17 protein-coding genes are annotated in these 19974 nt (G+C 66.4%); 11 read left to right on the forward strand and 6 right to left on the reverse strand.

The window, feature by feature from the left end; all coding sequences use genetic code 11:
* Window positions 1-75: 75 nt before the first annotated feature.
* Entirely contained in the window at window positions 76-951 is an 876-nt protein-coding gene (locus Aple_RS29845) for a nucleoside triphosphate pyrophosphohydrolase family protein (RefSeq protein ID WP_155348042.1), read from the reverse strand.
* Window positions 952-1073: 122 nt separating this feature from the next.
* On the opposite strand from Aple_RS29845, the gene Aple_RS29850 reads away from it, so the two are divergent.
* From Aple_RS29850 to Aple_RS29865, 4 genes are read left to right on the forward strand one after another with little or no spacing between them, the layout of a single operon-like run.
* Window positions 1074-1361: an acyl carrier protein gene (locus Aple_RS29850; RefSeq protein WP_170321728.1), complete on the forward strand. Its 288-nt coding sequence runs from the start codon at window positions 1074-1076 to the stop codon at window positions 1359-1361.
* On the forward strand, window positions 1358-1720 hold the full coding sequence (locus Aple_RS29855) for a helix-turn-helix domain-containing protein (protein ID WP_155348044.1): 363 nt from the start codon (window positions 1358-1360) through the stop codon (window positions 1718-1720). The genes Aple_RS29850 and Aple_RS29855 overlap by 4 nt, the downstream gene beginning before the upstream one ends.
* Entirely contained in the window at window positions 1717-2607 is an 891-nt protein-coding gene (locus Aple_RS29860; RefSeq protein WP_155348045.1) for an ImmA/IrrE family metallo-endopeptidase, read from the forward strand. The genes Aple_RS29855 and Aple_RS29860 overlap by 4 nt, the downstream gene beginning before the upstream one ends.
* A 25-nt stretch (window positions 2608-2632) precedes the next feature.
* Window positions 2633-3415: a thymidylate synthase family protein gene (locus Aple_RS29865; protein WP_155348046.1), complete on the forward strand. Its 783-nt coding sequence runs from the start codon at window positions 2633-2635 to the stop codon at window positions 3413-3415.
* An 11-nt stretch (window positions 3416-3426) separates the two neighbouring features.
* On the opposite strand, the gene Aple_RS29870 is transcribed toward Aple_RS29865, so the two are convergent.
* The 3 genes from Aple_RS29870 to Aple_RS29880 all read right to left on the reverse strand — a co-directional run bounded on the left by Aple_RS29870 (window position 3427) and on the right by Aple_RS29880 (window position 5495).
* Complete coding sequence (locus Aple_RS29870) at window positions 3427-3639, reverse strand: hypothetical protein (protein ID WP_155348047.1); 213 nt, start codon at window positions 3637-3639, stop codon at window positions 3427-3429.
* Between the two features lie 60 nt (window positions 3640-3699).
* Window positions 3700-4752: a nucleotide kinase domain-containing protein gene (locus Aple_RS29875; protein WP_218038560.1), complete on the reverse strand. Its 1053-nt coding sequence runs from the start codon at window positions 4750-4752 to the stop codon at window positions 3700-3702.
* A 146-nt stretch (window positions 4753-4898) separates the two neighbouring features.
* Window positions 4899-5495, reverse strand: coding sequence for a MazG C-terminal domain-containing protein (locus Aple_RS29880; RefSeq protein WP_155348048.1), 597 nt, complete (start codon window positions 5493-5495; stop codon window positions 4899-4901).
* A 206-nt stretch (window positions 5496-5701) separates the two neighbouring features.
* Here Aple_RS29880 and Aple_RS29885 point away from each other — a divergent pair, with 206 nt between their 5' ends.
* Window positions 5702-7087: a helix-turn-helix domain-containing protein gene (locus tag Aple_RS29885; protein ID WP_170321730.1), complete on the forward strand. Its 1386-nt coding sequence runs from the start codon at window positions 5702-5704 to the stop codon at window positions 7085-7087.
* Window positions 7088-7206: 119 nt separating this feature from the next.
* Window positions 7207-7938 carry a neutral zinc metallopeptidase gene (locus tag Aple_RS29890; protein ID WP_155348050.1) on the forward strand — a complete coding sequence of 244 codons (732 nt, stop codon included), beginning with the start codon at window positions 7207-7209 and terminating at the stop codon, window positions 7936-7938.
* A gap of 120 nt (window positions 7939-8058) precedes the next feature.
* Here Aple_RS29890 and Aple_RS29895 read toward each other — a convergent pair whose 3' ends face one another.
* Window positions 8059-8904, reverse strand: a complete 846-nt coding sequence (locus tag Aple_RS29895; RefSeq protein WP_218038561.1) for an arylamine N-acetyltransferase family protein — start codon at window positions 8902-8904, stop codon at window positions 8059-8061.
* A gap of 165 nt (window positions 8905-9069) precedes the next feature.
* Here Aple_RS29895 and Aple_RS29900 point away from each other — a divergent pair, with 165 nt between their 5' ends.
* From Aple_RS29900 to Aple_RS29920, 5 genes are all read left to right on the forward strand, one after another.
* On the forward strand, window positions 9070-9759 hold the full coding sequence (locus Aple_RS29900) for a response regulator transcription factor (RefSeq protein ID WP_155348052.1): 690 nt from the start codon (window positions 9070-9072) through the stop codon (window positions 9757-9759).
* Between the two features lie 58 nt (window positions 9760-9817).
* Complete coding sequence (locus Aple_RS29905) at window positions 9818-13591, forward strand: DUF4153 domain-containing protein (RefSeq protein ID WP_155348053.1); 3774 nt, start codon at window positions 9818-9820, stop codon at window positions 13589-13591.
* Between the two features lie 9 nt (window positions 13592-13600).
* On the forward strand, window positions 13601-13744 hold the full coding sequence (locus tag Aple_RS29910) for a hypothetical protein (protein ID WP_155348054.1): 144 nt from the start codon (window positions 13601-13603) through the stop codon (window positions 13742-13744).
* Window positions 13731-13883, forward strand: coding sequence for a type II toxin-antitoxin system PemK/MazF family toxin (locus Aple_RS56395; protein WP_155348055.1), 153 nt, complete (start codon window positions 13731-13733; stop codon window positions 13881-13883). The genes Aple_RS29910 and Aple_RS56395 overlap by 14 nt, the downstream gene beginning before the upstream one ends.
* A 349-nt stretch (window positions 13884-14232) precedes the next feature.
* Window positions 14233-18546, forward strand: coding sequence for a CHAT domain-containing protein (locus Aple_RS29920; protein WP_170321732.1), 4314 nt, complete (start codon window positions 14233-14235; stop codon window positions 18544-18546).
* Window positions 18547-18792: 246 nt separating this feature from the next.
* Here the strand turns inward: Aple_RS29920 and Aple_RS29925 are convergent, their stop codons facing one another.
* A complete protein-coding gene (locus tag Aple_RS29925) occupies window positions 18793-19863 on the reverse strand; it encodes a hypothetical protein (protein ID WP_155348057.1) in 1071 nt (356 codons plus the stop codon).
* Window positions 19864-19974 lie beyond the last annotated feature (111 nt).

Consider the following 19974-nt stretch of genomic DNA (forward strand, 5'->3'; position numbering starts at 1 on the left):
ACACCAACCCGATGTCATCCCTAGCGCCCTCCTAGCCGAAACGCTCGGCGGCCTGGCTGCCGCTGGAGGGGGCGTTCAAGAGCTCTTTGGCGGCGTGACCGTGAGGGATGGGACGCTCGCCGCCAGGGTCACCGTGCCGCCGTTGCGGTCGCGGAGCTGTCGCCAGGCGGCGAAGCCGAGCAGGATGGCCTGCTCCCATTCCGCTGCGGTCCGGATGCCGACCTCCAGCGGAGCCGTCAGGTTCTTGATGGCGTCCAGGAGCGGAAAGTCGAGGCGGGTGACCTCGTCGAGGTAGTTGTGGTTGGCGGCGTAGGCGAAGACCATGGCCGAGATGCCTTCCTCGATGACGATGGCACGGCCGCCATCCTCGGCTTCGTCGATCCTCGGGTTCGAGCGGCGTTTGCGGTCCAGGAGCTTGCGGGTCACCGGTGACCAGCCGAGCACGGTGGCGTAGGCCAGATGGAAGACGTCGTGGAATCGGTAGCCGTCGTCGACTTGGGAGGAGTCGGTCAGCGGGTCGCCCGCCCAGCGGCCGTCGTGGCGGACTCGGACGGTCGGCCGTCCAACCATGTTGACGGACGGGACGAACTCGAACCTGCCCACGCGGGGCAGGCGCTCGTGCTCGGGGTAACCGTCGTCGAGGGGCTCGGAGCTGGTGCGCAGCCAGCGGTCCATGGTCTTCTCCAGGTTGGCGCGGGCGACGTCCTCCAGGTCCAGGTCGAGTTTGCTGGTGAGGGCGGAGACGTACCACAGGACATCGCCGAGTTCCTCGCGGATGCGGGCCTTCCAGGTGGTGTGGGCGGCTCCGTCGCGGAGAAGTTTCTTGTATTCGGTGGCGACCGAGCCAGCCTCCCCGAGCATGCCCAGGAGATGCACGGCCATGTCGGAAATGTCGGTCCCACGCCGTTGGTCGGTCTGTAGGGCGGCGATCTGGTACTCGCGGAATCTCATGATCGTCTCCGGGGGGGGGGGTGATCTCGTCGGGTTATCCGACGAGTCTGGTCTGGTAATCTTACATCGACTGTTCTGTAGTGGGACACTGGTTGTCGGAAATTACGGCAATGGAGAGTTTTGTGGATCAACGAACGATCGAAGATCTGATCATTGAGCTGGTCGCCAGGGATATCCGGACCGACCCGGAGTCACTGCGCGATCGGCTGGAGCAGACGGGGGACGAGTTGCCCATCGACTCGCTGCTCGCGGCTGAGGTGGTCGCGCGCCTGGAAGCGCAGTGCGGGGTCAAGCTGCCCACCACGGCCGAAACCGCACGGGCGCTGCGGTCGGTGCGTGATTTCGCGGCGATCGTCCTCGACCTCATCACGGCGGCCGCGCGTGACCAGCGGGTCAGGGAGGGGGCATGAGCGGGGCCGACGCGGAAGACGTTGAGCAGGCGCAGTTGGGTGCGCGCCTGCGCGAGGTGCGTGAGTACCTGAATCTCTCCCAGCAGTACGTCGCAGACAAGACGGGCATTCCGCGGTCAGCGGTCTCCGACATCGAACGAGGCCAGCGCAAGGTGGACAGTCTGGAGTTGAAGAAACTGTCCCGGCTGTACATGCATCCGGTGGGCTACTTCCTCGGCGAGGAGGACACCGGTGACGACGTTCGCGCTCTCGCACGTGCTGTCACCGACCTCACGGATGGTGATCGTGCCGAGGTGGTGCGTTTTGCGCAATTTCTCCGCTTCTCGGCGGAAGCGGAACAGCGAAAGCAGCGAAGGTGACGAGCTGGATCGAAGCCAACCAACTGGCCAATCTGGCCGCGGCGCAGGCCCATGGTGATCTCGATATCGACACCTCCTCGCCCCCCATCGATGTCTATCAGGCAATCGGTGACGCGGGAGTTGTACTGATGTGGCGTCGGCTGCCCAGCCAATTCGGGGCGTACCTCAACGAGCCGGGATCGAGGCCCGGGATCCTGGTGAACAACGGCCTGCCGCCCGCGGCGCAACGGCATACCGCCGCGCACGAGCTCGGCCATCATCGGCTCGGGCATGCCAGCCGGGCGGATAGCGAACTCGATCCGCCGGAGTTCGGGCGGAAGGTGTGGGGTCCGGAGGAGAAGGCGGCGGAGGCATTTTCGGCGTGGTTTCTCATGCCGCGAAAGGCGGTCGCCGCCGCGCTCGTCATGCTCGGGGTGGAACGACCGCGCACACCTGAGGATGTCTACCGCCTATCGCTGCTGCTGGGGACGTCCTACCGATCGACCGTCAGGCACCTGCCCAACCTGCGGCTCGCGGACCGGAGCCGCGCACGGGAGTGGGCCGGAGTGCCGCCGAATCGGATCAAGGCGAAACTGGACCGCGCTTTCGCTCCACCGGCGTCCCGGCTTCCTGAGGTATGGCTGGTCGACAGCGGCTTCGCCGGCCTGCGGCTGCCGGTCCGTCAGGATGATCGGCTGGTGATCGTCATCCCGGACGGCGTGGAACCGGCCGTCGGCTGTCCCCCCGGACACACGGTTCTGCCGCCTGCGGCCGGGCATTCGGCGGTTCTACTGGAAGTGCATGGGAGGGAGGGCGGCCGGATCACGGTCGGCTCTCCGATTCGGTGGGCATTCGATATCCAGGTCGACGGATCGCCGGGCGGCCTGGCTCGTCGGTGGCTCCCTTAAGCACTAGACCACGGAAGGAGTAGAAATGCTGGCCACTCAAATGATTCACGGTACGACGCTCTCCGATGCGTGGCTGAACACGGTGAGAGCAGTCGATGAAGCTCCCGCGCGAACGCTTTACCACCTGGTCACGCGTATCGAGAGGCCGGTTGAGGAGGTAGACGAGATCAGGGCAGCGATCGACTGGCTGCTCGGCAACGATGACTACCCTCCGGTCGACACGGTTGCGAACACGATCTTCCCCGCCGCCATCGCCAGCACATCCAGCGACCACGTCGAGTTGGTCGAGCGGTACACCAGCATGTACCCGACTCTCCGGCGACTCCACCGCAACAACCGCTACGGCACTTACTTCGGGCGCATCGTGGCGCATCCCACGCCCAAGGGCGACAACAATCAGCTTGCTGAGCTGATCCGGCGGCTGAACACAGAACTCAAGACGCCCGGCCCCAAGTCCGCGCGATACGAGATGAGCATTTCCTCGCCCGGCGACGCGGAACCGTCGGCCGAGGCGATCCACGTCTACAGCGTCGGCCGGGACAACTCGGCCATGGGATTCCCCTGCCTGTCCTTCTGCTCGTTCCAGCTCGACCACGACTCCTTGCACCTGGTGGCGCACTACCGTCGGCAGCATCTCATCGAACGGGGATACGGCAACTATCTGGGGCTTGGGCGGCTCCTCGAGTACGTCTGCGCGGCCACCCGCCTGCGCTTGGGACAACTGACGGTCGTGGCCGGCGTCGCGTCGGTGGAGCCGGCCAGGTACAAGATCGCGGAACTGGTCAGCCGAGCCGCCCGGACCGATTGAAAGATCCCGCGCTACTTCGCCCTGGCCGTCAGGATCGCCGCGACCCTGGGGTCATCGATTATCCGCATGCATTCTCGGGCATAACCGGCCACACCAGCGATGGTCTCCGCCCAAACGGGATCATCGGGTGGAACCCCTTCCCCGGCGTCGACATCCAGATCGCGCCTGATTCGAATGCCGAGCCGTTCCAGCGTCGTGGCCAGGGCCATCACGATGTCGTCCACCGACTCATTTGAAGACGTCACTCTGAATCCCTCGTGGAAATGGAATTACACCGGCCCATGTCATTTCGCCGGAACGGCGTCGCCGTTGATTCCCCATTTGGGCGGAAACCAGGCGGGCACGGGTTCTGATACCGGCTGGAACAACTGCTTGATACGCGTCCGCCCGCTGATACCCTTGATATCTGGATGCGCGACCCGGGCATACTTGTCGACCTCGCAGAAAAGATTCTGGCAGTCGATCAGCTGCAACCGTCGCCCACGCAACCCGGCAAAGCGCAGTCCCAGCCGCGAGAAATGTTGCTCCTGGTGATCCGCCATATACCGGATGATGTCGCCCTCGATGCCCTGGGCGCTACGGCCGAAACATTTACGAATACCATCACGTGCTCCTGGACCGGGCACCACGAACTCCATCTCGTCGTGGTCCAGAACTGTGGAGTAGTTCAAGTCGATGGTATACTGATAGGCAAGAAAATCGCCTATCGCAGGATAGGATCGCAGCACTTCGAAGACGCCGTGCAACGAGCCTGCGGAAACAATCCGGTCGACGCCCCCGCTCGTTATCATCATGTCCATCAAACGTAGATGATTCGCGTGCTTGCGCTTCTCCCCCAACGCGGGCGGGGGTATCACATAGGCTGCGGAGTAGAGCCGCTCACCGTTGTCGAATAGCTTGTTCAGAGCTTTGTTGTAGCGTTCGAAGTCAAACTCCCGCCAGTTCGGCTCACCAAACTCGACCTCAAGGTGCCGCCAGGTCGATATGCGATTGAATACCTTGAATATCAGCGTACGGAAGACGACGTCCACAGGCTTCTGCGAGCCCGCATAGGAGACCTGGCTGATCAGAAACTGGCTTACTCGATCAGCCGCGCGATAGCAGTTGGTGAAACGATGCCGTAGCAGGATGGGATCGTTGGTCCAGGGCGGCGATGTCCCGCGTAGCCGGGCTTCGTACAATTCCTGCCTAGCCGCAGCAAACCGCCAATATGTATCGAAAACCGGCGTTGGCGTAAGACGTCGCCCGCTGACAACGACCGGGCCAACCGGCTCTACCGCCTTATCCACGGCCTCCGTGAAATCCGGGATCACAAGTTGCTGATCAGGCAAGTTCACGGTAGTTGTCGAGGCCCTTGACGTGGGCATCCAGGCCTCCCAGTAACAGAGGGTAGTGATCGCTGTCCCAGCAAAGATACAGGTGTGGCTCAGGTGCCGGAGCGACATGAAGGAGTTTCTATGATCATTCCTTCAACACCGACGGCTCACTGCTGCCGCCGAGAGCTCACTGGTGCGTTCGCGGCGGGCCGCCATTCAAGCGACCGCTGGCGCAGGTCGCCCAGCAGGATTCCACCGTGGTGCCACCACAGCGAACGCATACAGGAAACGCCGGTGCGGATGGCGTGTGCGATCTCGGCACGGGAGCATCGCCCGACCTCCAGGCCGTATGTCATGGCCTGCACGAAGCCGATCAGTTCACTGTCCACGGGGCGGCGCTCGAACCAGTCACGGCGCCGGGCTCGGCAGAACACGGCCCAGGCGATCGCCTCGTCTGCCACGACCGCGCGGCCGCCGTCCTCGATGTGGTCGACCTGCGGGTCACTGCGGCGCTTGAGGTCGGCAAGGCCGCGCAGAACGGGCGACCAGCCCAGGCACATGGCGTGAGCCAGGTGCAGGGCGTCGTGCCAACGGTAGCCGGTCTCGCTCCACCCGTTGTCGGTGAGAGGATCGCCGACCCGTGACCCGTTGACGATCAGGCGGACACCAGGGCCGAATGGCGTGGGGTAGGTAGTGAAGTGGGCTTCGATCTGACGGGGAATCTGCTCGCCGGATGGGAAGTCATCGTCGAACAAACCGTTCATGGCTACCTCGCTCGAATGTGAACTTGTCGCATTTGAATGAGATCGCCGTAGCCGCCGAGAGGACAGGTTGCTTCCATAACGTGCAAGATCCTTTGCAGATCCTGCAAGTCCTGTGTTCGGTAACCGTGCTGTCACCGGATCACGCAGATAACGCGAGGGGCCAACCGCCTACCATGAAGGCCCCGGCATCACTGCCAGGAGCCGACGTGGCAGACACGCGACATTCCCCGGCATTCTCCGCCCGACTGCGGGCCGCCGTCGCCGTCGGCGACTACGCGACCGTCATCCGACTCGCCCGCTGCGAACGTGGCCTGACTCAGGACCAACTAGGTGCACAGATCGGTTACTCGGCGGCGACGATCTCCAGGTTCGAGACCGGTCGGCAAGTCCTGCACGACGTGGAAACCCTGCGCCTCCTCGCCCGAGGTCTGGAGATCCCTGCATCTTGGCTCGGGCTGTCTCCGCTTGCACCGTACGACACAGTCCACGATCGGCGTATGCCTGCCCTACCCGAGGGGATGCCCATTAGGGTTGAGTCCCTTGTGGCAGCGGAGGAGGAAGCCGTGCAGCGACGCCAGTTTCTCGCCGGGCTCGCCAGCATCACCACGACGACGCTGCTCACGGGAGAACAGTCCGCCGACGCCGCGACGGTGGCGCGTCGTCTGGAATCGCTGCTGATGGGCACGGCTGGGTCTGAGGCCGCCCCTGCCGTTAGCGTCGTCGAACTGCGCCGGTCGCTGGTCACAGCGAAGGTGGTCTTCGATGCCAGTCGCTATGACGAACTCTCTCTGATTCTTCCTCGAATCGTCACCGCGGCGCACAGCACGGTTGATCGCCTCAGCGGGCAGAACCGCGACCAGGCACTCATCCAACTATCCGACGCTTACGCGCTTGCTTCGGAACTCGCGGTCAAGCTCAATCAGGACGGCATGGCCTGGGTCGCGGCTGACCGGGCGCTTGCCGCCGCGAACCGATCGGGTGACCCCGTCTCTGTCGGCGGAGCCTCCCGTTCGGTGGCGATCGCCATGCGGCGGCAGGGCCGTCACGAGGGTGCGGTCGCGCTGCTCACGCATGCTGCGCTGGGGCTCGGCGCCGACACCGGCGAACCTGATCCGGAGGTGCTCGCGACGTATGCCGCGCTGCTGTGCACCGCCGCCTACTCCTGCGCGCAGAACGGCCGGCGTACTCAGGCGATCGAGTTGATCGGCGAAGCCGAGCAGGCCGCCGATCGGCTGCCCGACACCGACCGGCGAGGTCGGCTGCCCACTCCTGCCAACGTCGGGGTCTACCGCATCGGCATCCATACCGCACTCGGTGAGCCGGGCGTCGCCCTCGACCACGCTCGCAGGGTGAATCATCAACTGCTGCCCACACCCGAACGGCAGGCCCGCTACCGTATCGACACCGCCCGTGCCTGGGCGCAGTACGGCCGGCCCAACCAGGCCGTCCAAGCCCTGCTGACCGCTGAACGCACCGCTCCGCAGGAGATCACCCGGCCTTCGGTGGCGGCAATGATCTCCGGCATGCTTTACGGGCCAGGTCCCACGACCGCGGAGCTGCGTGCCCTGGCCGTGCGCAATGGCATCACCTGAACCAGACCGCCCGTAGGCCTGTTCCGCTGGACCTCCGCAGGGACGGCGGCGAATGGGCGATCAAAGCGAGAAGTCACCCCGGAGCGGGACTGGCCACCCGCACGCTATTGTCCGGCCTCATGATAATTCGATTACTGGGTGCCACCGCGGCAAGCCTCGTGTTGGTCTCCGGTGCGGCCCACGCATATCCCGTCAAGGGCGCGCCCACGCTGACCCACAACAAGCTGTACAAGGAAGGTGCGCTGCCCAAGGTTTCGTGTAAACCGGCCAAGGGCACGACGAAGTCCTCGACCGAGAAATACGTCAAGAAGCTTGTTTCCTGCCTGAATTCCGCCTGGAAGGGCGTGATCGACGGCTTCCAGCCGGTGCGGGTCGTGTTCAAGACGGACAAGGAGTCCTGTGCCAGCGGGATGGACATCGCCGGCTCCTTTGCCGAGATCTGCGGGCAGACCATCCAGGTGCGGCTGGCCAGTGACTGGGTCAAGGCGAAGAGCGACATGAATGCGTTCGCGGCTGTCACCCGAGTGTGGAGTGGCGTGGTCCAGGGGCAGACGGGTATCGGGCAGGCGTGGTGGGCGCTGGAACACGACAGGTCCGGGGACGAGGTGGATGAGCAGACGCGCCGCTTCTACCTGCAGGCCGACTGCCTGGCTGGGGCGTCCGCCAAGAGTTTGGGCCGCAAGGTCAAGGACTTCAAGCCGCTGATCGCCGGCATGGAGCCGCGCGAGTACGCCGGGTACAAGTGGAACGGCAAGCCCACCAACCGGCTGTACTGGACCAAGAAGGGCTACCAGGCCGGTCGTCCCGGCGCCTGCAACACGTGGACGGCGAGTTCGGCGAAGGTCGCCTAGGAATTCTGCTGAATAACGCGGATTTCAGTGATCACATAGCGGCATGGCCTCTGATCGCGGCACCAGAGGTGGTCAGGATCTGTAGTTCGTCTGCGTTCGATGCGGGCGTCACGAAACCGATCACGATGTCTTCGTGGTGAGCCATTTTTCGTGGGCGGTCCAGAGGCGGGGCCAGAGTTGGGTGCGTTCTTGGTAGGTGAGGGTGAGGCCGAAGACGTCGGCCAGGGCTTCGGCGAAGTCTTCCTCGCGGTCGAGGACGGTGGTGGTGTCGCTGTGGCCGAGGCGGCGGAGGGCGAGGCCGGTGAGGGTGTCCACGCCGTGGGCGTCGCGGCGTTGGATGGCGGAGGTGCGGACGAAGTGGGAGTCGGGGGAGGTGCTGAGGTATTGGTGCATGTTTTCGAAGGCGTCCATGCCGACGGGGCCGGGGCGTAGGTCCATGCCGGCGAAGCTGCCGCGCGGGTCGTGGTCGAAGCGCCAGCCGCCGGGTTCGGCTTCGGAGGGGCGTAAGCCGTAGACGAACGGGCCTTGGTGGTAGGTGCCGGCGATCAGCGGGATGGGGTCGTGGATGGCGTCGCCGAGGCCCGCGTCGACCAGCCACTCGCCGGTCGGATTCTCCGCGCTGGGCAGGCCGGAGACGGTGAGGACCAAGTGGTTGCCGATCGAGCCGGAGGGTGAGTCCGGGGTGCCCTGGACGCTGCCGTAATGGCGGGTGACCTGGTAGCCGAGGGCGGTCAGCAACGCCCAGAAGGCGCCGTTGAGGTGGAAGCAGTAGCCGCCGCGACCGGCGATGATGCGCGCGGCGGACTCCACCGGGTCCACGGTCGTGGGCTGGTCGAGCCAGATGGCCAGGTTCTCGTATGCCACACGTTCGACATGGGTCTGCTGCAGCAGGAACAACCCGGCCACGCTCGGCGGACCGTCGTGCAGGAGCCGCAGCCGTCGCAAATAGCCCTCAACATCGATCACACGCACACCGTAGCCTCTGCCACCGACATTCTCTGATGCCACCTGCCCCATCGCGTGGATGCACGCGTGGATGAGGTGGGGCGAGCGTGTCCTGGTGGGTGGATGCACGATTTCTGCACATTGAGAGGTAACTCGTCTGCACGTTGGGCCTCTACGCTGCGGGTCATGGCATCTCCCCAGCAGCGGCAAATTCTCCTGGTCGAGGATGACGCGACGATCGCCAGGGCCGTACAGACCCGGTTGGTCGCCGAGGGGTTCGACGTGCGGGTCGCGAGCGATGGCGAGGGTGCGCTCGCGGCCTACGCGAAATCGGAGCCTGATCTGGTGGTTCTCGATCGGCTGCTGCCGGGGCTGGACGGCCTGGAGGTCTGCCGGAGGATGCAGGCGGCCAGGCCGGTGCCGGTGCTGATGCTGACCGCGCTCGGTGAGGAGACCGACGTGCTGGTGGGGCTCGGGGTCGGCGCGGACGACTACATCACCAAGCCGTTCAGCATGCGGGAGCTGGTCGCCAGGATCCACGCGCTGCTGCGGCGGGTTGAGCGGGCCAGCCAGCTCGCGGCCGAGGACACGGTGATCAGGGTCGGTACCGTTGAGATCAACACCGCTGAGCGCCGGGTCTTCGTCAGCGGCGTCGAAGCTCAGCTCACCCGCACCGAGTTCGATCTCCTTAGACGCCTGGCCGAGCGGCCTGGCCAGGTGTTCGAGCGGGAGCGCCTGCTGTCGGACATCTGGGGATTCTCCGAGGCGGCGGCCACCCGGACCGTGGACAGCCACGTCCGGGCGTTACGCCGCAAGCTCGGCTCCGAGGTCGTCAGAACCGTCCACGGCATCGGCTACGCCCTGGTACGCCCATGAAATCGCTCTTTCTCGGACGGATCGGGGTCCAAGCGGTCGATCAGACTCTGGTTCGCCTATGAGACCGCTGGATTTTCTTGGGCGGATCAAGATCAAGCTGGGGCTGGTGATCGTGCTGGCCGTGGTGACCGCCTTTGTCGTCAATGAGCTTGGTCTGAGCGCGGACCTGCCTGGCAATCTGCGCATCGCGATCGCCGTCGTCCTTGCGGTGATCATGGTGCAGTTCCTGGCCTGGGGCATGACGAAGCCGCTCCGCGAAATGGCCGCCGCCGCCCAGACCATCGCCAAAGGCCGGTACGGCCTGCGCGTCTCCGCCACCTCCCGCGACGAGGTCGGCGAGCTCGCCCGTGCCTTCAACGCGATGGCCGCCGACCTCGCCGAAGTCGACCGGCAACGCCGTGAACTGGTCGCGAACGTGAGCCACGAGCTGCGTACGCCGATCACCGGCCTGCAGGCGGTGCTGGAGAACGTTGTCGACGGGGTCTCCCCGCCCGACCGCGAGACTCTCGGCACCGCCCTGGCCCAGACCCAGCGCCTCGGCCGCCTGGTCGCCCAGCTGCTCGACCTGTCCCGCCTTGACTCGGGCTCGCGGCTGATCGAGGCGGAACCGTTCGATCTCGGCTCCCTCTGCGGGCAGGCCGCCCGCGAAGCCGGTCTGGCCACCGACACCGTCACCGTCCACAGCGACGTCACCGCCGGCCTGCACCTCAAAGCCGACCCCGCCCTGCTCGCCCAGGTCCTCGCCAACCTCCTCGACAACGCGGTACGGCACAGCCCGCCCGGCGGCACCGTACGCCTCGAAGGCCGGGCGGCGGGATCCGGTGTGCAACTCATCGTCCACGACGAGGGCCCTGGCATTCCCGCGAGCGAACGTACCCGGGTCTTCGAACGGTTCTCCCGTCTCGACGCCGGTCGCGCGGCCGACGCAGGCGGAGCGGGTCTCGGCCTGGCCATCGCCAAGGAGATCGTCGAACTCCATCAGGGCACCATTCGCGTGATCGATCATCCGCGTGGGTGCCACATGCTCGTCCGACTTCCAGGGAGAATCCACATGTCCGGTATCCCGGTCGATCCCGAAGCGCCTCCGGCGGAGAAGACCGAGCTGACCATCGCGCAGCCGGCGGCGAGTGCAGCTGACGTTCCGATCGCGACTCGCCCGGCTTTGCCCCCTTCACCGGCCCGCACAACACCGACTTCAGCAGCCCATACGGCACCGACGGCCCCAGCAGGGCGCACTGAGTCCTCGGCCTTGAACGAGCCGATACTTACGAATCCGTTGGCCGGTTCGGCTGAGTCGGCCGGTCCGGCGCTAGTCCGGTCGGCGCCGACCGTCCCGGCGGGGCGCATGGAGTTCTCGGCTTTGAACGAGCCAATGCTTGCGGGGCCGTTGGCCGGTTCGGTTGAGTCGGCCGACCCGGCGCTAGTGCGATCGGCGTCGACTGCTGCGGTGGGGGGTACGGAGTCCTCGGCTTTGAACGAGCCGATACCCGCGCAGTCGTCGATCGGTTCCGCTGAGTCGGCTGGTCCGGTGCTCGAATCTGACAGCCAAGGGGCGGAAGAAGCGGCGGACGGGGAGTCGCTGGAGGCACCTCCGGTCGTGGCGGTCACGCCGACGCCGCGTCAGTCGCCTGCTGGTCCGCCGTATGGTCCGGGTGGACCTCCCTACGGGTGGCTGCCTCCGGGGGGCCCCCACTACCCGGGCCCGCCGGTCGGCCCCCGTTCATCGAACAGTGGGCGGGCCGGGCTCGGCGCGGGGATTGGCATGCTGGCCGGGTTCATCGTCGGCATGTTCGTGGTGATCCTCGCGAGCGACGTCCTGAGCGACGTGACGGGGGCGGCTCTGCTGCTCACGTTCAGTGGGGGCGGGGCCGTGGCCGGTGCCGCGATCGGTTCCAGCAGCGGCCGTCAGACGTACCCGAACGTGGGGCCATTCGTGCATCAGCCTTGGGGGCCGCCTCCCGGCGGGATCGTGCATCCGACTCGGGCGAGTGAGGTCGCCGACCCCGTCGCGGGCCACGCTTCCACTGAAACGAAGAAGGAGGAAAGCGCGCCATCGACGGATCATGTTCCGGCCGATGCCGGGGCGACTCCGTCTCCGCATGCTTCTTCGGAAGACGACACTTCAGTCGGAACTGGCCGGGTGCCGGAGGAGACGCCGCATGGGGAAGGGGTCGGCTCCGATTCGGGTCCGCCTAGTGGTGGCCTGTCGCCCTCGCATATCCCCTCCGGTGGTGGGGTGCCGCCAGTACACAACCCGTCCGGTAGGGGCGCGCCGCCCATACATAACCCGTCGGGTGGTCTGGTGACCCCCGTACTTTATCCATCCGCGCCCGTATATGGTCCGCCTGGTGGGCCGCCGCCCGTGTATGTTCCGCCGCCGATCTTTCCTCGGCCTGATTTGCCGGGTACGCCGCCCTGGGTGCTGCCTGCCGCCGCTGCTGTCGGGGTCGTGGCGGCGGTGCTGTTGCCGTACGCGCCGAAGGGGTTGGGGTTGGTGCTGACCGCTGTCGTGATGGGGCTGGCGGTGCTGCCCGCGGCGCGGCGGAGGGTGACGCTCTGGTCGGTGGGGTTCGCGGTGCTGGCCTACGCGCTGGTGGGGGTGACGCTGGTTCGGGACGCGGAGTGGGTGTTGCAGCCGGTTCTGCTGGCGGCGGTGTTCGTCGCCTCGCTGGGGCTGTCGGGGAGTGGCCGGGGGTGGTTCAGTACGATCCGCGGAGGCGTGTCCGTCGGGCTGGCCGTGTTCCCGATGCCGTGGTTCCTGTCCGCTCCGATGAAGTCGTTCATGAAGCGGCGGCGGTTGTTGCCGATTCTGGTGAGTCTGGGTGTCACGGCGCTTTTACTGGTGGTCTTCGGGTTGCTGTTCATGGCCGCGGACGCCGTGTTCTCGCAGTTCGCCCGTGACCTGCTGGAAGCGCCGGGGTGGGCGGACCAGCTGCCCTACCGGATCTTCTTGTTCGTGGTCTTCGGTGTGGTGGTGGCGGCCGCGGTGCTGGTGGCGTTGCGTCCGGTCGCCGAGACCGAGATCCCGTTGCCGCGGGTGCCGCTCGCTCGCACGCTGTGGGTGATCCCGTTGGCAGGCCTCAACCTGCTCTTCGCAGCCTTCGTCGCGGTTCAGATCACGGTGCTTTTTGGTGGCAACGATCGGGTGCTCGAAACCGCCGGGTTGACCTACGCCGAATACGCCCGGTCCGGGTTCTTCGAGCTGGTCACGGTGAGTTTCATCGTGCTGGGCATCGTGGCGCTCTGCTGGGCGCTGCTGGATCCCGCCACCCATCGCTGGCTGCTCGCCGGCCTGCTCGGCCTGCTCTGCGCCTTCACGCTGGTCATCCTCGCCTCGGCCCTGCACCGCCTGGACCTCTACCTCGACGCGTACGGCCTGACCCGGTTGCGCGCCACGGTCGGTGTCACGATCTGGTGGCTGGCCGCGGTCTTCGTCCTGGTGTTGGCAGCCGGAGCAGTACGCCTGAACCGGCGCTCCACCACCTGGCTCCCGCGCACCTTCGTCCTGCTCACCGGCGTCACGCTGCTGATCTTCGCACTCTGGAACCCCGACGCCCGCATCGTCGAAACCCAGCACGCCGTCCGCGGTATCGACCGCCTCGACCACCACTACCTCAGCAGCCTCGGCGTAGAAGCCGTTCCCGCGCTGGACCGCCTCCCCGAACCCATCCGCAGCTGTGTCCTCGACAGAATCGTCCGCGGCCACGCCCTCGACCGGCCCGACCCCTGGAACGGCTGGAACTGGGCACGCACCCAGGCCCGTACCACCCTCGCCGCCCATCCCGTCCTTCCCAACCCCCAATGCCCTGACACTCCAACCCGAAGCGACTAGATTCCAGCCGTGATCCACGAGGCGTTGAACCTGCTGGGAGAGGCTCATCTTGAGGAGGCGTACACGGTCGCGTTCGAGGAGTGGGACTCCAGTGAAGACACTCTTCTTTGGGACAGTGCCGCGGGGGATGGGTTGAGCGATGCGGAGAGGTGATCTCTCCTGGGTGGACTTCGAACCCGTACGAGGCACGGAAGCTCACGGGACTCGTCCAGCTGTCATCGTCAGCAGAACAGGTGACGGGGTGGGGTGGTCGTCTGTTCAATCGCCTTTCCTTCCGTGGGGAAGTGGTTAATGTCGTTTTCGCGGCATAGCGTCGCGGGGAGGGACCGTTGACGGAACGGGATGAGCTGCTGGCCGCCCTGCAGGAACGAATGTCGCGGGCCGGGGAAGGAGATCGGTCGCCGCTGTTGGCCCCGGATGGGCCTGCCGAAGCGCGGCGTCTGGCCGAGTTAGTCGGCACCGCTGGGGGTGGTGGGCCCGCTGAGGGGGATACGGAGGCCTGGTATGTGCTGGGCTGGTGGCATTGGTTTCGTTACCACGTTGTTCCTGCGGGGGAGAATCGGCAGGATCTGACTGTCGCGGTCGCGATGTTCACGCGTTGCTTTGTCGCCGGCTTTCCCGATGACGGTTTTCCTGAACCGATGTTGCCCGTTGCGGCTGAACAGGCTGCCACCGATGGCATCGCTTTGCTGCAGAGGGCGTTAGGGTCCGCCGATCCGGATCTGCTTGAGGTTGCCGTCCGGTTGTGGCAGCGGATCGTGGCCACCATTCCCGCCGATCACCCCGACCTGGTGGGGTTTCTCAGCAATCTGGGGGTCGCGCTCAGCGTCCGGTTTGGGCGGAGCGGGAACCTGGCCGATCTGGAAGAGTCAATCGCCGCCGGACGGCAAGCGATCCAGGCCACCCCTGCCGATCATCCCGACCTGGCTGGACGTCTCGGCAATCTGGGGATCGCGTTGCGCGTCCGGTTTGAGCGGACCGGGGACTTGGCCGATCTGGAGGAGGCGATTGTCATTGGGCGCCAAGCGGTGCAGGCGACCTCTGCCGACCACCCCGATCCGGCCGTATACCTCGGCAACCTGGGGGTCGCCCTGCGGGTCCGATTTGAGCGGACCGGGAACCTGGCGGACCTGGAGGAGGCGGTCGCCGCTGGGCGCCAAGCGATCCAGATGACCTCCTCTGACCACCCCGACCTGGGCGGACGCCTCGCCAATCTGGGGAACGCGCTGAGCGCCCGGTTTGAGCAGGGCGGGGACTTGGCCGATCTGGAGGGCGCGATCGCCGCCGGGCGGGAAGCGATCCAGGTGACCCCTCCTGGCCACCCCGACCACACCGTGATCCTGGGCAATCTGGGGACTGCGCTGAGCGCACGATTTGGGCGGACCGGGAGCTTGGCCGATCTGGAGGAGGCGATCGCCGCCGGACGGCAAGCGGTGCAGGCGACCCCTGCTGGCCACCCCGACCTGGCCGGACGCCTCGCCAACCTGGGGATTGCGCTGCGCGCCCGTTACGAGCGGAGCGGGGACCTGGCCGATCTGGAGGAGGCGATCACCGCTGGACGGCAAGCGATCCAGATGACCCCCGCCGATCACCCTGACCAGGCAGCGATCCTCGGCAATCTGGGGAACGCGCTGAGCGTTCGGTTTGAGCGGACCGGGAACGTGGCCGATCTGGATGAGGCGATTGCCGTTGGACGGCGGGCGGTGGAGGCTACCCCCGCCGATCACCCCGAGTGGCTGAGGCGCCTCGGCAATCTGGGGACAGTACTGCTCACGCGGTTTGGGCGGACTGGAAACCTGGCGGATCTGGATGAGGCGATCTCCGCCGTACGCCAGGCGATTCAGGACACCCCCGCCGATCATCCCGACCTGGCTGGACGTCTCAACAATCTGGGAGCCGCGCTGAGCACCCGATTCGGGCGGGTCGGGAACGTGGTTGATCTGGATGAGGCAATCACCGCTGGACGGCAAGCGATCCAGGCCAGTCCCGCCGACCAAGTCAAGCGCCTCACCAATCTGGGGATCGCGCTGCTCACGCGGTTTGGGCGGAGCGGGAAACTGGCTGATCTGGATGAGGCGATCTCTGCCGGGCGGCAAGCGATCCAGGTCAGCTCTGCCGATCACCCTGACCACGCCGTAATCCTCAGCAATCTGGGGGCTGCGCTGCGGACCCGGTTTAGGCGAAGTGGGGGCCTGGCCGATCTGGAGGAGGCGATTGCCATTGGGCGCCAAGCGGTGCAGGCGACCGCCGTCGACCACCCCGACCTGGCTGGGCGTCTCGGCAATCTGGGGATCGCATTGCGCGCCCGGTTTGAGCGGGTCGGGAATGTGGCTGATCTGGATGAGGCGATCTCCGCTGGGCGGCGAGCGATCCAGGTCAGTCCTGCTGACCACCCCGATCAGCGCGTAATCCACAACAATCTGGGGATCGCGCTGAGCTACCGGTTCGAGCAGAGCGGGAACCTGGCTGATCTGGACGAGGCGATCTCTGCCGGGCGGCAGGCGATCCAGGTCAGTCCCGCCGATCACCCCGACCAGGCCGCAATGCTCAGCAATCTGGGGACTGCGCTCAGCGTCAGATTTGGGCGGGTCGGGAATGTGGCTGATCTGGATGAGGCGATCTCCGTCGGACGGCAGGCGATCCAGGCCACCCTTGCTGACCACCCCGAACGGGCCGGACGCCTCAACAACCTGGGGAACGCGCTGAGCGGCCGATTCAAGCGGACTGGCGATCAGGCCGATCTAGAGGCGGCAGTGGAGGCGTACGCGCAGGCGGTGGGCATCGCGGCCGCTCCGCCGTCATGGCGGATCCGCGCGGCACGAAAGGCAGCACGATTGTCGGACGACTCAGATCCGACCGGGGCGGCCGGGTTGCTGGAGGCGGCGGTCCTGCTGTTGCCGGAGGTCAGCCCGCGCCAGCTGGAACGCCCCGACCAGCAGCACATGATCGGCCAGTTCGCCGGTCTCGCCTCCGAGGCCGCCGCCCTCGCCCTCAACGACCTCAGCGTCGCGGCCGGGGATCGGGCGGGCCGGGCCTTACGTCTGCTCGAAGCTGGCCGGGCGGTACTGCTCAGCCAAACCCTGCACACGCGTAGCGATCTGACCGACCTACGCGCCCAGCATCCACAACTCGCCGACCAGTTCATCGCCTTGCGCGACCTCTTAGGCCAGCCCGCTCTTGCCGAATCGGCGTTGGCGGCGCCCGTGGCAGTCCCTTCACTAACCGAAGATCCACGGCAGGCAAGTGCGCGCGATGGCATCCCGCAGCACGCAATTGCCTCGCGTGACTTCCTGGACCAGCCTGCTCTCGCCGAGTCGAGCACATCAGGGGTGCCGTCGGCAGTGCCCGTGTCAGTCCCTTCGCGAACTGAAGATTTACGGCAGGCAGGCGATGGAACCCCACAGCAGGCAAGTGCCGTCGAGGCCACCCCTTGGCAGGAGGAGCATGATCGTCACCGGGTGGCGGCCGACCTGGCCGCGTTGCTGCGGCAGATCCGGGCTCTGGAAGGGTTCGACTCCTTTGCGCTGCCGCCCACCCTCGACCAGCTCCGCGCTCAGGCCGACGCCGGGCCGGTGGCCACCTTCAACATCAGCGATCTGCGCAGCGACGCGCTGCTGCTCACCTCGGAGGGTGTCACCTCCCTGAATCTGCCGGGCCTGAACCAGGAGATGCTGATCGATCAGATCACCGTCTTTCACCAATCCCTGGCCGACAGCGCCGACTCCGGCCAGGACGTGGAGGCCGCGCAGAATCGGGTGTGTGAGGTGCTGGCGTGGCTGTGGGATGTCGCGGCCGGCCCGGTCCTCACGGCGCTCGGATACCACCAGCCACCGCCCCCGAGCATGGATCCGATGGGATGGCCGCGGGTTTGGTGGGCGACCGGCGGATTGCTGGGCCTCCTGCCAATCCACGCCGCTGGCCACCACACCCTTGACCCGGATCCAGAACATCGCACGGTGATGGATCGAGTGGTGTCCTCCTACATCCCCACAATCACCGCCCTGCGTCACACCCGCCAGCACACCGACCGCCAGGACGCCGACCGGCAGGGCGTTGATCGCCGGGACGCTGACCGGCAGGGCGTCGATCGCCGGGGTGCTCAGCGCCAGGAGGTCGATCGTCGGCACGCCGACCGTCAGGATGTCAGCCAGTACGGCGACCGTCGGGACGTGGGCCAGGACGCTGATCGGGAAGCCAGCCAGGATGTCGAAGGGCGGCAGTCCAGTGGTGTGGTTGAGCGGGCGTTGATCGTGGCCATGCCCGTCACGCCGGGACTGCGCTATTTGCCCCAAGTACGCCGAGAAGCCGCCCTGGTGGCCGCCCACCTGCCCGGCGCGATACAACTCACCCGGCAGTCAGTCGGCACTAACGCCCCTCCCACCGGCACTTCTCCCACCGGCACCCCGGACGACGGGTCGGGCACCCTCTCGGTGGCAACCGTGTCTCCTGCCGCCGACGGTTCGGCTCAGGCGTTACCGACCAGGGCCAACGTCCTGGCCCAGCTGCCGGTCTGCGCGATCGCGCATTTCGCCTGCCACGGTGTAAGCGATCCGGCCGACCCGTCCAACAGTCGGCTTCTGCTCCAGGACCATCGGCACAACCCCTTGACGGTGGCCAGTTTGGCCCCCATCAACTTGGAACATGCCCGCCTGGCCTACCTCTCGGCGTGCTCTACCGCGCTCAACTGGGAGGTCCGGCTGTTGGACGAGGCCATCCACTTGACCTCGGCCTTCCAGATGGCCGGATTCCCCCATGTCATTGGCACTCTCTGGGCGATTTCCGATGACTGCGCTCCGGCCATCGCCGACACCTTCTACGGCAATCTGGCCACAAGCGAGGCGATCCTGGACACCAGCCGCGCCGCCCATGCCCTGAATCACGCCGTCCAGGACCTGCGCCGCCAGCTGCCGCTCAGCCCGTCCCTGTGGGCCGCCTACCTTCACGTCGGCGCTTAATCGAGCAGTGAGCAGAGTGATTATCCGACTCGCGGATCATTGCGCGCATTCCGGAAGGTTTGGGCGCAGTGGTCACCCGCGTGCCGGATCCGCGTATCCCGGTGAAGAGTGCCGCCTGTCAGGTCGTCGGGGAAAGGGCGGGTCTCACCTACGGGGTTGCCATGGATATTCAGGTGCCAGGCGGCCTAATGGTCGCGATCGTATCCACGCCTACCAGCCTCACTCAGGCTGGCAGCGTCAAGGTTGTCACCCGAACAGACGAAAGCATCGGTCGGCATCCACCTGGTCGTAGATCGTACGCAGCCACGGCTGGCGAACCTCTGGTAGGCGTGCAAGCGTGGTGAGGAATATGTCCCGGTCAGGCCCGAATGAACCGACCGGCAGCGGTGGTGGGGGGTCGTCGCGGTAAACGCCGTCGGGTAGTCCGCCCGTCGCAGGAATGAGCGGCCGGTTGCGGTTGAAGGCCAGATGCATCCACACGTTGGCCTCCAAGGGGACCGCTACCGTTGCGCTGGACGGCCATGCCTCGCCGGTCTGCGGGTGCCGCGGGACCAGGGCGATGTCGGTGGTCGGAGCGGGCAAGCCCGGCCCGGCCAGGGCCAGGCTCTTTGCTGGCGGGCCTGGCGGAAGAAGGATGTCCAGCACCGGGCGGAACGCGTCGGCGACGGGGCCGTTGGGGACGACCACTCGCACACCGCCGGACGCCGCCAGCAGGTGGGCCAGCGTAACGGCGACCGCCGCCTCCCACACCGGGCTCCACGTCCACATCGGCTTCCATTCTCTGATCGGCTGAACGGGCGGTGTTTCCGGCTGCTCCTCCAGCAGAGCCTCCCAGCTGAGCACCCGACGAGCAGGCCCATCGACGGTGACAGGACGCACGGCGCGCGGGTCCAGCCACACCACCTGCCAGTACGAGCAGTCGTCGATGCGGGTGGCCACGGCGCGCCCACACCGCGCGCACGCGAGGTTCGGGCCGTCCCCGCCGTCCAAGCCGCAGCAGTAGCCGTCGCATCGCTCTGGAATCAGAACGGTTCCGCGGACGTCACCCGGCGCGACCCCAACCCTTCCCGACGCTCCGTACGACAGGGAGCACACCGGCGCGTACACGCCGCGGGCTTCCGCTTCCTCCGCACCGACCTCATCCCACGGCCGCCACGGTGGCCCGTCGGGTTCCGGCTCCACCGCGTACGTCCCCGACTCCAGGAGCACGGGAAGCAGATCATGGCCGTACCTCTGATGAGCGTGGGCGGGGAGCGCGACCTGTGACAACTGCACGGTCAGTACGGCACCACATTCCGCACATGCGAACTCAGTCATTGCCCTCCAACGCCACGATGTCCGGATCATCGTGGCTCAGATTCAATCTTGAAGGAACCACTCGCCCCAATTCATCGACGTAGGGGATGGGCGGGCATGACGTTCTGTCAG

The sequence above is a fragment of the Acrocarpospora pleiomorpha genome (genome assembly GCF_009687885.1).
Taxonomy (GTDB): domain Bacteria; phylum Actinomycetota; class Actinomycetes; order Streptosporangiales; family Streptosporangiaceae; genus Acrocarpospora; species Acrocarpospora pleiomorpha.

Coding starts and splice junctions, on each gene's coding strand:
- Aple_RS29905 (WP_155348053.1), top strand. CDS start 9,818: ATGAGACCGCTGGATTTTCTTGGGCGGATCAAGATCAAGCTGGGGCTG.
- Aple_RS29890 (WP_155348050.1), top strand. CDS start 7,207: ATGATAATTCGATTACTGGGTGCCACCGCGGCAAGCCTCGTGTTGGTC.
- Aple_RS29920 (WP_170321732.1), top strand. CDS start 14,233: ATGTTGCCCGTTGCGGCTGAACAGGCTGCCACCGATGGCATCGCTTTG.
- Aple_RS29845 (WP_155348042.1), bottom strand. CDS start 951: ATGAGATTCCGCGAGTACCAGATCGCCGCCCTACAGACCGACCAACGG.
- Aple_RS29900 (WP_155348052.1), top strand. CDS start 9,070: ATGGCATCTCCCCAGCAGCGGCAAATTCTCCTGGTCGAGGATGACGCG.
- Aple_RS29880 (WP_155348048.1), bottom strand. CDS start 5,495: ATGAACGGTTTGTTCGACGATGACTTCCCATCCGGCGAGCAGATTCCC.
- Aple_RS56395 (WP_155348055.1), top strand. CDS start 13,731: ATGCGGAGAGGTGATCTCTCCTGGGTGGACTTCGAACCCGTACGAGGC.
- Aple_RS29865 (WP_155348046.1), top strand. CDS start 2,633: ATGCTGGCCACTCAAATGATTCACGGTACGACGCTCTCCGATGCGTGG.
- Aple_RS29855 (WP_155348044.1), top strand. CDS start 1,358: ATGAGCGGGGCCGACGCGGAAGACGTTGAGCAGGCGCAGTTGGGTGCG.
- Aple_RS29925 (WP_155348057.1), bottom strand. CDS start 19,863: ATGACTGAGTTCGCATGTGCGGAATGTGGTGCCGTACTGACCGTGCAG.